This is a genomic window from Colwellia sp. MB3u-8 (assembly GCF_014076985.1).
Taxonomy (GTDB): Bacteria; Pseudomonadota; Gammaproteobacteria; order Enterobacterales; family Alteromonadaceae; genus Cognaticolwellia.
This window is the reverse complement of the sequence record NZ_JACGVA010000073.1, coordinates 412,600-425,867: the sequence shown is the minus strand read 5'-3', so window position 1 is coordinate 425,867 and position 13,268 is coordinate 412,600. Positions and strand designations below refer to the sequence as shown.

At 39.1% G+C, this 13,268-nt stretch carries 9 protein-coding genes; 7 read left to right on the top strand and 2 right to left on the bottom strand.

Translation table 11 applies throughout. The annotated features are described in order from the left end of the window. Window positions 1-100: 100 nt before the first annotated feature. Window positions 101-670 carry a cytochrome b gene (locus H4J54_RS18780; RefSeq protein ID WP_182192453.1) on the top strand — a complete coding sequence of 190 codons (570 nt, stop codon included), beginning with the start codon at window positions 101-103 and terminating at the stop codon, window positions 668-670. Window positions 671-684: 14 nt separating this feature from the next. Further along, window positions 685-1,245, top strand: coding sequence for a YceI family protein (locus tag H4J54_RS18775; RefSeq protein ID WP_182192452.1), 561 nt, complete (start codon window positions 685-687; stop codon window positions 1,243-1,245). 181 nt (window positions 1,246-1,426) lie between these two features. On the opposite strand, the gene H4J54_RS18770 is transcribed toward H4J54_RS18775, so the two are convergent. Then, window positions 1,427-3,712, bottom strand: coding sequence for a DPP IV N-terminal domain-containing protein (locus H4J54_RS18770; protein ID WP_182192451.1), 2,286 nt, complete (start codon window positions 3,710-3,712; stop codon window positions 1,427-1,429). Window positions 3,713-3,963: 251 nt separating this feature from the next. Between H4J54_RS18770 and H4J54_RS18765 the strand changes: the two genes are divergently transcribed. Both H4J54_RS18765 and H4J54_RS18760 read left to right on the top strand, forming a co-directional pair. After that, window positions 3,964-4,488, top strand: coding sequence for an acyl-CoA synthetase (locus tag H4J54_RS18765; RefSeq protein ID WP_182192450.1), 525 nt, complete (start codon window positions 3,964-3,966; stop codon window positions 4,486-4,488). Window positions 4,489-4,619: 131 nt separating this feature from the next. Further along, entirely contained in the window at window positions 4,620-5,654 is a 1,035-nt protein-coding gene (locus H4J54_RS18760) for a DcaP family trimeric outer membrane transporter (RefSeq protein ID WP_182192449.1), read from the top strand. A 494-nt stretch (window positions 5,655-6,148) separates the two neighbouring features. On the opposite strand, the gene H4J54_RS18755 is transcribed toward H4J54_RS18760, so the two are convergent. Further along, window positions 6,149-8,491 carry a Tex family protein gene (locus tag H4J54_RS18755; protein WP_182192448.1) on the bottom strand — a complete coding sequence of 781 codons (2,343 nt, stop codon included), beginning with the start codon at window positions 8,489-8,491 and terminating at the stop codon, window positions 6,149-6,151. 272 nt (window positions 8,492-8,763) lie between these two features. Here H4J54_RS18755 and glmU point away from each other — a divergent pair, with 272 nt between their 5' ends. The 3 genes from glmU (at window position 8,764) to glmS (ending at window position 13,173) form a co-directional block, all read left to right on the top strand. After that, a complete protein-coding gene (glmU, locus tag H4J54_RS18750; protein ID WP_182192447.1) occupies window positions 8,764-10,125 on the top strand; it encodes a bifunctional UDP-N-acetylglucosamine diphosphorylase/glucosamine-1-phosphate N-acetyltransferase GlmU in 1,362 nt (453 codons plus the stop codon). A 439-nt stretch (window positions 10,126-10,564) separates the two neighbouring features. Further along, window positions 10,565-11,326, top strand: coding sequence for a DeoR/GlpR family DNA-binding transcription regulator (locus H4J54_RS18745; RefSeq protein WP_182136235.1), 762 nt, complete (start codon window positions 10,565-10,567; stop codon window positions 11,324-11,326). 14 nt (window positions 11,327-11,340) lie between these two features. Beyond that, window positions 11,341-13,173, top strand: a complete 1,833-nt coding sequence (gene glmS, locus H4J54_RS18740; protein ID WP_182192446.1) for a glutamine--fructose-6-phosphate transaminase (isomerizing) — start codon at window positions 11,341-11,343, stop codon at window positions 13,171-13,173. The last annotated feature ends 95 nt before the right edge of the window (window positions 13,174-13,268 follow it).

Sequence of the window (13,268 nt, the reverse complement as noted above, 5' to 3'; positions counted from 1 at the left end):
CAGCGAATGGCGACCCAAGTCATTATTTTGCGTTTAAATAACTGGGTTTTTTGTTAGTGAGTAGCTAAACTAAATAGTCCAGTCATCATCAAGAAAAAAAATGGTTCACAATAAAGTCTCGTGGAAAAACAGTCAGCAAGAATACGGCTTGCTGAGTAAATTACTACATTGGCTCTCGGCATTAACGGTTTTTTCGTTATTTGCCTTGGGTTATTGGATGGTCGAGTTAAACTACTCAAGTAAATGGTATCAACTAGCCCCGCATTGGCATGAAAGCCTTGGGATACTTTTATTAATGGTCACTATATTTAGATTGTTGTGGCGTCGTATTGCTGGCTCTCCCGGTGCAATAACTAGTCATAGCGCTTTTGAGAAAAAAGCTTCAGCTTTAATGATATTTATTTTGTATATCACGTTGTTTACTGTTTTGATTTCCGGTTACTTGATCACCAGTGCTAATGATAAAGCCATTGCTGTTTTTGATTGGTTTAAGGTTATACCATGGGTGCTGGGGATAAAAAACCAGGAAGATATTGCAGGTGTGGTACATTATTACCTAGCTTACGGCATAATAATTTTCGCGTTATTACATGCATTAGCGGCCTTAAAACACCATTTTATTGACCAAGACGTCACGCTAAAACGTATGACTAAAATCACAGATAAATAATTAAAGGAACTGATATGAAAAAAAAATTACTTGCTAGCGCTCTATTAACCTCGAGTGTACTAATACCAGCTTTAGCCGCTGATTATGTTATTGATACTAAAGGGGCACATGCCTCCATTAATTTTGCAGCGAGTCATCTGGGCTTTAGTGTACTTGCCGGTCGATTTAACGACTTTTCAGGTAACTTCTCTTATGACAAAGATAATGTTTCTGCAGCTAAAATTAAGGTAATTGTAGATACCTCAAGTTTTGATTCAAACCATACTAAACGTGACAAGCATGTACGTTCAGATGATTTTTTAGATGTTAGCAAATATGCACAAGCGACATTTACTAGCAGTAAAGTTGAAGATAAAGGTGATGGTAAACTTGCCATAATAGGAAGTTTTACCATGCACGGTATTACTCACCCATTAACCATTGACGCCGTTAAAGTGGGTGAAGGTGATGATCCTTGGGGTGGTTATCGTGCCGGCTTTAGCGGTACCGCCACTATCGCTATGGCAGATTTTGGTTTTAAAAAAGATTATGGCAAAGTAGATCTGACTTTACATATTGAAGGTATTCGCCAGTAATACATAAGGTTAATTGAAAAAAAGGGCTATGTGCCCTTTTTTTTTGCTTAAATTTTATAACCGCTTAAGTCAATTCCATCAACCCAATTAGGCTGTTAACAAGATAAGATTAACACGAGTTAACAACCGATATTTTTACGCTATCGGCTGCTATTAATACCGCTATATTGGGCTTATATAATTACTCGCTAAAGGTAAACTCTTTTGGTGGTGTTAATGCTAGTAAATGCTGTACAAAGTAATCCCAGCGTTTACGCATCATATACGGCTTTCTGGCAAAGCCATGACCACGGTTCGGTAGCATCAGCATATCAAAGTCTTTATTAGCAGCAATTAACGCTTCTACGACAATTAGAGTGTTATATGGCGGTACATTGGTATCAGTTGTACCATGGGCAATAAGTAGCTTACCTTTGAGGTTTTCAACGATTAATTGATTTGCTTGGCTGTCGTAGTTGCTGGTGCCATCTTCATTTTTTACTAACATACCATGATACTTTTCACCCCACTCATCAGCATAGTTTCTATTGTCATGATTACCTGCTTGTGAAACAGCCACTGAATAAAATTCTGGATAAGTTAACAAGGCGCGTGTTGACGCAAACCCACCACCTGAATGGCCCCAAATGCCAACACGGGTGCTATCAATCCAGTGATATTTTTTTGCGAGTTGTTTAATGGCTGACACTTGGTCCGGAATGCCGCTATCACCCATGTTTTGATAATAAAATTCATGGAAGCTTTTTGAACGACCCGGTGTACCTAAGGCGTCAATTTCGATAACAATAAAGCCAAGTTCAGCAATTGCTTGGTTATCACCTCTAGCGGTTTTAAAATGACGACCACGAATACTGCCGACTTGTGGACCCGGGTATAAATAATTGACCACAGGATAAGAATTACTGGCGTCAAAATCGCTAGGCTTATACATTAGTCCATAGATGTCATGCTCGTTATTACGGTCTTTAACAATAAACGGCGTAGGCGCTTGCCAACCGGTATCGGTAAGCTTAGTAATGTCCATTTGTTCGATGATAAAACCAGATTGACTGTTAGTGCTGCGAATAAAGCTGGTTTCTGCTTGGTTTGGTGTTGAGACTCGGTCTAAGAAATATTCAGCATCGTTACTCAAGGTAATACGGTGATGCTTTTGCTCAGGGCTTAATAAGGTAAAATTTGAGCTATCTTTGTTAATACTATAAAGGTGATGAAAATAGGGATCTCCAGCTTCTTTACCCGCAGCAGAAAAAATGAGTTTCCCTGTTTTTTCATCAACATTGAGTAATTCTAAAACGGTCCAATCGCCCTGGGTTATTTGATTTTTAATTTTCCCTGTTACGGCATCAACTAAATATAAATGGCCCCAATTTGAGCGTTGAGAAAACCAAATAAACTCATTACTTTGATCAAGGTATTGCCAACTAATGCCACTAACACCTGACTCGAAAAAGCTATCGGCAGTTTCAGTTAACACTGTACGCACTTTACCGCTTATAGCATCTGCTATTTTTAAACGTGCAGTTTTATGATCGCGTGTTGATGAGACAAAGGCAAAATGACTGCTGTCGCTCGACCAGTCAACGTCTAATAAACTACCATCACTACCAGCAACATGATCTGTTATGGTTGATCTGTGATCATCGGCAGGCATATCTAGCACCACTACATTCGCTTGCTCAACATCAATGACCACACGGTGAATTTTGAAGATATTTTTATCGCCCGGTAATGGATATTTCCAAACATCAATTTCAGGGTGACCAACCGCGGTAGACACTATAGCCATTTTACCAACGTTTCGGCTGTCATGTTTAAAGGTGGTGAGTTTTTTCGAATCGGGAGACCATTTTACTACCGGCTTGTCATCGCGAACCCAACCGGCATTATTGGTGGCGTAACCAAAGTTTTCTATCCCGTCAGTGGTTAATTGTTTCTTGCTATTATCATTAAGGTTACGCAGCCATAAGTTGTAGTCTTTAATATAAACTGCCAGCTTGCCATCAGGTGAAACTAACTCACTATTTTTAATAGCAATTTCACTAAGTTGACATAAGTAATTTTCAATATTACATTGGTATAATTTATCATCTAAAGTTAGCGAAATTATTTTTTCACTTATCAGTTCAAAGCGATTAAAAGGTAAGTTTTCTGGTTTTATTTCTTGTTCAGTAAGGCGAGCTAATGCGCGAGTAAGTTTTTGATGATCGAAGGCCAATTTCTTTTCTTTTGTTACTGTGTCCAAGATAAAAAATTTTTTGCCATGCTGGGTTTGGCTGCTATAAATCAGCTTGTTGTTTTCAGTCCAGCTTGGATATTCTACTGTGCCAACAACTAATTTTTCGGTGTACTTGCCCAGTTGACGTTCAGCTTGTTGGTATTTTTCAATGTTGAGTGATTCAGCATTAACACTAAAAGCTAGGCATGCTAAAACTGTACTTGATGATATAGATTTTATTTTTGAAACCATGAATAACCTTGATTTTATCAGTTATAAAAATAGGATTTTTGAGATGTTAGCATTTCTGATAACTTTACTATGGACATTTTCGACCAGATGAATATTGATTGCGATAGCTAACCACTAACTTGCCGTTAATTCCTTGATTTTTACTTTATGTAGACTAAAGTCTAGGCTATTTTTTGTCAATTTTAGACTTAGGTCTAATTTATAAACTCACGCTGACTCTCTACTGTTACTAACATAATAAATAGCTTTGATTGAAATTCTATCAAAGTGATGAAATAGAGAGTGATATGCCGAACTTGCTTAATCATAGTGGTCAACAAGCACAATTGTCTTGGTTGCAGTCGAGCAATGGTGAATGGTTTTATTTCAGAGACAAAAACTTTATTAATGAAGATACGCTATTAGCTCGCGAGCAAGATTATATCTGGTTAGTTTCACAAGCTACTGCTGCTGATAAAGTCAGTGGTTATCGTGTGGCTAACCAAACAATAGAAGATTTTATTGAGCAATTAGCAGATGTTAATCAGGTCGTTGTGTTTGGCGTTCCTCACGAGAAAAAAGGCAATGCTATTCATGTTTATGTTGAGTTAAATAACCCAGCGACTGAATTATCAACACTATCAAACACGATTAATACAAAGCTTGCCGGCTGTTTGGGTGACTTTGCTCAGGCTGATACCATCAAATTTGTTGATCAATTACCGATTGCTCAAAACAAAAATGTTTCTAGAAAAATATTAAAATCTCAAAATATAACCATTAATTATGCAGCATAAAAATTATAAAAAAAACGATAACGGTTGCTAATTTTTATTAAAAATACGTTATCAAAAATTAAAACGATAAAAACACGACCAGAGCATATCTTTTGTTGCTCTAAGATCAATAACAGACGGGGAAAGTAAAAATGTTTAATATGAAAAAGCTTTTATTAGCAACAGGTCTTTTGGCTATGGCCGGCAGTGCAACTGCTGGTTATGAAATTAAATTGTCAGACAAAGATACCATTACTTTTGGTGGTTATGTCAAATTAGACGCACGATATGTTGACGGTAACATTAACAGTATCGTTAATGATTATTGGGTCGGTGCAGGTAACGTTGGCGATATTTCGCGAACTAGCTTTCGTGCAACAGAGACGCGCATTAATACTAAATATGTTCATGGTGATGTAACTGGCTTTATTGAGTTTGATCTTCATGGCGGCGGTGGTAATGAAATTGTTTCAAACTCATCAAATCCAAGATTACGTCACGCATTTATCAAATATAAAAATATTCTAGTTGGTCAAACATGGTCAACATTTGTGAATACCAGTGCTTTAGTTGATGGAGTTGATTTTGGTGGCCCGCTCAATGCCTCTGCGTTTATTAGACAAGGGCAAGTACGTTATACCCAAGGTAACTTTCAAGTTGCCTTAGAAAACCCTGAATCTGACAAAGGTGATTCAAGTCAAGATTCTATGCCTGATGTTGTTGCTAAGTATACCTTTAATGGTGACTGGGGTAATGTTTCTGTTGCCGGTTTAGCGCGTCAATTAAATACTGTTGGTGGTAATTCTGAGTCAGCATTTGGTTACGGTATTACGGGTAAAATCAACACGTATGGTAAAGATGACTTGCGTTTTCAAATCCACGGTGGTGAAACCGGACGTTACGTTGGTGTAGTAGCTGCGCGTGATTTAGTGGGTGAAAAGGTAGAAGAATCAAAGTCTTATATGGTCGCTTATCGCCATTTTTGGAGTGATGATATTCGCAGCACTGCATTTTATGGTAAAACATCGACAGAAGTTGCTGATACCGATAGAAGACATTGGGGCGTTAATCTCTTTAAAAGCTACACCAAAGAGCTTTCATTTGGTGTCGAAGTAGGCAACTTTGAATCTGTAGATCAAAATGCTGATTCAGATTATGTACAATTTTCAGCTAAATACGTGCTTTAGTTTAACATTTTGCGTTAGTTAACCTCCCAACCGAGGTTGTTTTTGGGGAAGCTTTTGGCTTCCCCTTTTTTATGTTCAGGATGAACGGTATGTCATGATCACAAGGATGTGAAAGAATGACGATGTTCAGGATGAAGGGTATGTCATGATCACATAATCGTCTCTTGCCATCTCGGTAATGGCTCCTGCATTACTCTAATGACTTACGTCTATGTAAGAACATGGCATTACGACATTAATGCGTCCATGCATGTCGATGTGAAATAATGACGATATTCAGACCATCCATGGCTTCACGGCATTAGTGCATTCTGCATCCCATTCATAGCCATCCGGTAATTGCTCCTTGCATTACTCTAATGACTTACCTGCATGTAAAAATATCCACGTTGATGAATATCCATCTTGATTTAGTCGTTTCTGCTATCTTTATGGCGCTTGCTTTTAACTTATAACTGACAGCTAATAACTATTAACTTAACAACAAGTTATAGTTATTTTTTTAGGTTGGCAAAAGCGTCAGCAAAGGCATTACCCATAGCGGCATTATTTGAGGCTTTTGGCTGCTGTGTTTTTGCCTTATTTCTGCTCTGTTGTGGTGGTTTAGTACTTTTGTCGTTAGCTTGTGCTTTTTGAGGCTGTCCTGAAGGCTGACTTTTTACTTGTGCTATTGTTTCATCTAAACGCATAGTTAAACTGATACGTTTGCGTTGTGGGTCAACTTCCGTCACTTTAACTTTGACCACTTCACCAGCTTTGACAATTTCATGAGGGTCACTGACAAATTTATCGGTCAGTGAAGAAATATGCACTAAACCGTCTTGATGCACACCCACATCAACAAAAGCGCCAAAATTCGCTACGTTAGAAATAACCCCTTCGAGTATCATGCCTACTTTAAGGTCGTTAATGGTATTAACACCGGCTTGAAAAGTGGCAGTTTTAAATTCTGGACGAGGATCACGACCGGGTTTTTCTAATTCGCTAATAATATCTTTAATGGTTAGCGCACCAAAATCATCGCTAGTTAAGGTGTCGATATTAATTTTTTCTAGCGTTGATTTATTCCCCATTACTTGACTGATATCAGTGTCGAGTTGTTGTAAAATTTGCTCAACTAAGCGGTAAGTTTCAGGATGAACGCCTGAATAGTCTAGTGGGTTATTACCTTGGCTTATGCGCAAGAAGCCTGCGGCTTGTTCAAAGGCTTTTGGTCCTAAGCGAGCGACTTTTTTTAATTCATTGCGATTGTTAAATCGGCCGTGTTCATCGCGAAAACTAACGACATTATTTGCCATAGTTTTGTTTAAACCTGAAACCCGTGATAACAAAGCGGCAGAAGCACTATTTAAGTCAACCCCAACCGCGTTGACACAATCTTCAATAACATTGTCTAAGGTCTGGCTGAGTTGACTTTGGCTGACATCATGTTGATATTGACCAACACCAATGGCTTTGGGATCTATTTTCACTAGCTCTGCCAAGGGGTCTTGTAAGCGGCGTGCAATAGATACCGCACCGCGAATTGACACATCTAAATCGGGAAACTCTTTGGCGGCAAATTCTGATGCTGAATAGACTGATGCGCCGGCTTCACTGACAATCACTTTTGTCGGCTTATTAGTGGCTAACTTAGTCATAACATCGGCGATAAGCTGGTCACTTTCACGTGAAGCCGTACCGTTACCTATCGCGACTAATTCTACTTTATGTTGTTGGCATAGGTTAACTAAAGTACGTACTGATTTATCCCAATGATTTTGTGGCGCATGAGGAAATATAGTCGCCGTTTGTAATAATTTACCGGTAGCATCAACAATCGCCAATTTACAGCCGGTTCTAAGACCGGGATCTAAACCCAAGGTTGTTTTTGGCCCTGCTGGCGCTGCCATCATTAAGTCGTTTAAATTACGGGAAAAAACCTTAATCGCTTCAATTTCCGCTTGTTCGCGTAATTGACCTAATAATTCTGTTTCCAAACTTTGGCTTAACTTTATTTTCCAGGTTGTTTGTACCACTTTGGTTAAAAACGTTGCCGCGGCTTGCCCAGTTAAGCGCAAATTGAAATGCTCTGTGATCAGCTGTTGTGCACTTGAAAAGGCCGCTTCTTGGCCGGGGTCGACATCAATACTTAATGATAATAATTTTTCATTACGACCACGTAACATAGCAAGCATACGGTGTGATGGCACCGACTTTAATAATTCGGAATGTTGAAAGTAATCACGATATTTTGCGGCGGCTTTATCTTTGCCTTTGATTAATTTACTGCAAAGGTGTGCTTGCTTAAGTAAATGACGACGTAATTTTTGAATTAAATTAGCGTCTTCGGCAAAGCGCTCTACCAGAATATAATGCGCACCTTCAAGTACTGAGTTTTCATCACTAAAACCCTGCTCTTTATTAATAAAGGCTTGTGCTTCCTGTTCAGGGTTAAGTTGCCAATTATTATAAATTTTATTGGCTAAAGGCTCTAAACCCGCGGCAATTGCAATTTGCCCTTTGGTTCTTCTTTTCGGTTTAAAAGGTAAGTAAAGATCTTCTAAACGAGTTTTATTGTCGGCATTATTGAGTTCAGCCGCTAACGCAGGGCTTAATTTACTTTGTTGCTCGATATTGGTCATAATAACTTTTCGACGATCGGCTAAATCTCGCAAATAAACTAAGCGTTGCGCTAAGTAACGCAAATGATTATCGTCAAGCCCTTGAGTGACTTCTTTTCTATAGCGAGCAATAAAAGGAACCGTTGAACCTTCATCTAATAAGTTTATAGCCGCATTTATTTGGCTGGTTTTTACATCAATTTCTTTGGCTATTTGCTCAGCAATGGGGGTCATCTATACGGGATCCTAGTTGAATAAAAGTGGGGTATTTACCGTGTATTTGTTGTATGTAGTATATACCCAAACGCTCGCTAGGTGCGATATACCCGCTAAGATTTTTTATTATCAGCGAGAAAAAACTATACAGGTTAAGCGGTTAATATGATTTTAATAGAGAAGCATTTAATTTAACGTTACAATACGGGCATACGTTAATGCCAAGTTAATCAATTTATGCTTAATGACAACTTGTATTATGTAACTTTATAAAAATAATCGGACAAATTATGGCTCTCTCTGTTGTTATCTTAGCTGCGGGTAAAGGCACTCGCATGCGCTCTGCTTTACCCAAAGTTCTTCATCCCGTTGCTGAAAAGCCGATGGTCTCTCATGTTATTGACGCTGCACGTCAAGTTGATAGCGAAAATATCTACTTGGTTTATGGTTTTGGTGGCGATGTGCTTAAAGCCAAAGTCACGGGTGATGATTTAACCTTTGTGGAACAAAAAGAGCAATTAGGCACAGGTCATGCTGTTGATATGGCATCGCCATTTTTATCTGACGATGAAGATGTATTAGTGCTTTATGGTGATGTACCTTTAACTAAAGTGAGTACATTACAGCGTTTAATTGCCGCTAAGCCTGACAATGGTATGGCGTTATTAACCGTGCATTTAGCTAACCCAGCCGGCTATGGTCGTATTATGCGCGATAGCTCAGGCACAGTAGTTGGCATTGTTGAACAAAAAGATGCCACTGCTGAGCAACTATTAGTCAATGAAGCTAATACAGGTATTTTATTAGCCAATGGCGGTGATTTAAAACGCTGGTTAGCCAATTTATCAAGCGATAACGCCCAAGGTGAATATTACTTAACTGACATTATTGCCGCTTGTCATCACGAAGGTAAGCTTATTGCAACGGCCCATCCTGATAGCGAAATTGAAGTAGAAGGCGCTAACAATCGCATGCAACTGGCTGGTTTAGAACGTGCGTATCAAATAAGAAAAGCAGAAGCCTTGATGATTGCTGGCGCGAGTTTACGTGATCCTAACCGTATTGATATTCGGGGCCATGTTAGCGTGGGTCAAGAAGTGGTGATTGACGTGAACTGTATTTTCGAAGGTCATGTGGATATTGCCGATAACGCGACCATTGGCGCTAATTGTATTTTAAAAAATTGTACTATCGGCAAAGGTGCTGACATTAAACCTAATACCATGATCGAAGGTGCCATTATTGGTGAGCTAGCCTCAGTAGGGCCGTTTGCTCGTATTCGCCCCGGCACAGAATTAAAACGTGATGCCCATGTGGGTAATTTTGTTGAAATGAAAAAAACATGCTTAGGCGAAGGTGCAAAAGCAGGTCATTTAAGTTATTTAGGTGATGCAGAAATAGGCGCTAACGCTAACATTGGTGCCGGCACTATTACTTGTAACTATGATGGTGTAAATAAAGCTAAAACAATTATCGGCGCGGGGGCTTTTATCGGTTCAAATGCCTCATTAGTAGCACCTGTTGTTATTGGTGAAATGGCAACAACTGGCGCCGGTTCAGTTATTGTTCAAAATGTTGATGATCATGAATTAAGTGTGGCGCGTGGTAAACAGCGTAATATTGCCGGTTGGAAACGTCCAAGTAAAAAATAGGCTTATATCCTTGGTATCAGCCTATTAAAATTTATCATGAGAAAAATGCACAAGTTTAACAATGCGTGCATTTTATTTTTTACGATAACTTATACCCATATTACTCACTTTGTGAGTATTTCTACTTGTTAAAATAACCAAAAACGATATTATTTATTTCATATTTAGAACAACTAGTTATTAAATAAATAGCTTATGTAGAGCCATTTTTTTTAGCTATAAAATAGCTCAGCCAACCAATATAATTTTTATTATTAATAAATTAACGGTCAACGGATAATAAGCTCAAAAACACTCATTTACGCTGAAAACCAGATGAGAGTTAATCAATAGTTAACTAAATTGATGACCGATCTTTAGATAAATATTGTTTTTATTTTCAGCTTTTGTTTTAATAGCTAAGTTTTAAACCGAAACTTTTAAGAGTAAAACGAAAGCAATGTCAAAACGAAATACTCAGCAACGTCGTCACACCATTATTGCCGAGCTAAGCAACCTAGGTGAAGTAAGTGTTGATAGACTTGCAAAAATGTTTGATACCTCAGAAGTTACTATCCGTAAGGACTTGGCGGTATTAGAAAATAGTGGTTTACTCCTGCGCAGATATGGTGGCGCAGTGCCTTTACCTCATGAAATTATCGCGCCGAAAACAGATAAAGTTTCGAAACGAAAGATAATGATCGCAAAAACAGCGGCATCGCTGATCAGAGACCATAATCGTATTATTTTAGACAGTGGTAGCACAACATCAGCGTTAGTGCGGGAATTGAATGTAAAACAAGGCCTAGTGGTGATGACTAATTCACTTGCTATAGCGTCTGATTTACATGCGCTAGAAAATGAACCCACATTATTGATGACCGGTGGTACTTGGGACCCGCATTCGGAGTCATTTCAAGGGCAAGTGGCAGAAAGTGTTTTACGCTCTTATGATTTTGATCAGCTATTTATTGGTGCCGATGGCATTGATTTAGCTCGCGGTACAACAACATTTAATGAACTGCTAGGCTTAAGCCGAGTTATGGCTGAAGTATCTCGTGAAGTTATCGTGATGTTAGATTCAGAAAAACTTAATCGCAAAATACCTAATTTAGAATTACCTTGGGGTAAGATTCACACGTTGATCACAGATGCAGATATGCCTGAAAACGTACGAAGTGAAATTATCAAACAAGGCGTTAACCTCGTTATAGCAAGTTAAAAAGGATAGATAATATGTGTGGAATTGTTGGTGCTGTCGCACAGCGCGATGTAGCAGACATTTTAGTAGAAGGTTTGAAACGATTAGAATATCGTGGTTATGACTCTGCTGGTGTTGCAATTGTTGATAATAATAACCAACTTAATCGCGCCCGTCGTTTAGGTAAGGTTCAAGAGCTTGCTGATGCATTACATGCTAACCCGATAGCGGGTGGCACAGGTATTGCGCATACACGTTGGGCAACACATGGTGCGCCAAGTGAAGCTAATGCGCATCCGCATATATCGTCAGAAACCATTGCGGTTGTGCACAACGGTATTATTGAAAACCATGAAATTTTACGCACTCGTTTACAAGGTTTAGGCTATAGCTTTACCTCTGAAACTGACACAGAAGTTATCGCCCACTTAGTGCATCATGAATTAAAATCGGCCAATAGTTTGCTTAGCGCTGTTCAAGCGACTGTAAAACAATTAACCGGGGCTTATGGCACTGTTGTACTTGATACTCGCGACAAAGACCGTGTGGTGGTTGCACGTTCTGGTAGCCCATTAGTGATTGGCTACGGTGTTGGTGAAAATTTTATTGCCTCAGATATGCTGGCACTATTACCTGTGACGCGTAAATTTTCCTTCTTAGAAGAAGGTGATGTTGCCGAAGTTACGCGTTTTGAAGTGAACGTTTTTGATACTAACGGCAAGCCTGTAAAGCGCGAAGCGAAAGAGTCTGCTGTTAGCCATGATGTTGGCGACAAAGGTGAATATCGTCACTACATGCTAAAAGAAACCTTTGAGCAACCTACCGCCATTCGTAATACCTTGGAAGGTCGCTTACTGGGTAACGTTTTAGACATCAATACCTTTGGTGAAGGCGCTGATGATATTTTTCAAAAAATTGAACATGTGCAAATTATTGCCTGTGGTACCAGTTACCATTCAGGTATGGTGGCACGCTATTGGTTAGAAGCCTTAGCTGGCGTGTCATGTAATATTGAAATTGCCAGTGAATTTAGATACCGCCAGTCGCATGTACCTAAAAATGCCTTGTTAGTAACTATTTCACAATCAGGCGAAACTGCTGATACTTTAGCTGCCTTACGTTTAGCTAAACAACTAGGTTATCGCGCTAGTTTAACCATATGTAATGTTGACGGTTCTTCATTAGTACGTGAATCTGACTTGGCCTTTATGACTAAAGCGGGTGCTGAAATAGGCGTTGCTTCAACAAAAGCTTTTACCACTCAGCTGGTGGGCTTATTAATGATGACCTTAGCGATTGGTCAGCATCACGGTATGTCAAAAGACAAGCAAACTGAAATTGCTCAATCATTAATGACCTTACCGAGTAAGTTAGAAGAAGTGTTAGCACTTGCGGGCTCAATTGAAGATTTAGCAGAAGATTTTGCTGATAAACATCATGCGTTATTTTTAGGACGTGGTGATCAGTACCCTATCGCGATGGAGGGAGCATTAAAGCTGAAAGAAATTTCATACATTCATGCTGAAGCCTATGCTGCCGGCGAACTTAAACATGGACCACTGGCGTTAATTGACGCCGAAATGCCAGTTATCGTTGTAGCACCTCAAAACGATTTAATTGAAAAGTTAAAATCCAATGTTGAGGAAGTACGTGCTCGTGGTGGTTTAATGTATGTATTTGCTGATTCAGACGCTAACTTCAGCAGCGATGACACCATGAAAGTGATTAATGTGCCAGTATGTGATGACTTAATTGCCCCTATCGTTTACACCTTGCCGCTACAATTACTGTCTTACTATGTTGCCATTATCAAAGGTACCGATGTTGATCAACCTCGTAATTTGGCCAAGTCGGTGACGGTTGAATAGTTTGCTGTTATGGGTTTAAAAACTCTAGCAGTTACATAACACTGTAAACTGAAAAGCAGACGAGAACATTTTAAAGCAGCCTTAATATCAGGCTG

Excerpts from the sequence above, each read along its gene's own strand:
- glmU (WP_182192447.1), top strand. The coding sequence starts at position 8,764 with ATGGCTCTCTCTGTTGTTATCTTAGCTGCGGGTAAAGGCACTCGCATG.
- H4J54_RS18760 (WP_182192449.1), top strand. The coding sequence starts at position 4,620 with ATGTTTAATATGAAAAAGCTTTTATTAGCAACAGGTCTTTTGGCTATG.
- H4J54_RS18745 (WP_182136235.1), top strand. The coding sequence starts at position 10,565 with ATGTCAAAACGAAATACTCAGCAACGTCGTCACACCATTATTGCCGAG.
- H4J54_RS18780 (WP_182192453.1), top strand. The coding sequence starts at position 101 with ATGGTTCACAATAAAGTCTCGTGGAAAAACAGTCAGCAAGAATACGGC.
- H4J54_RS18755 (WP_182192448.1), bottom strand. The coding sequence starts at position 8,491 with ATGACCCCCATTGCTGAGCAAATAGCCAAAGAAATTGATGTAAAAACC.
- H4J54_RS18775 (WP_182192452.1), top strand. The coding sequence starts at position 685 with ATGAAAAAAAAATTACTTGCTAGCGCTCTATTAACCTCGAGTGTACTA.
- H4J54_RS18770 (WP_182192451.1), bottom strand. The coding sequence starts at position 3,712 with ATGGTTTCAAAAATAAAATCTATATCATCAAGTACAGTTTTAGCATGC.
- glmS (WP_182192446.1), top strand. The coding sequence starts at position 11,341 with ATGTGTGGAATTGTTGGTGCTGTCGCACAGCGCGATGTAGCAGACATT.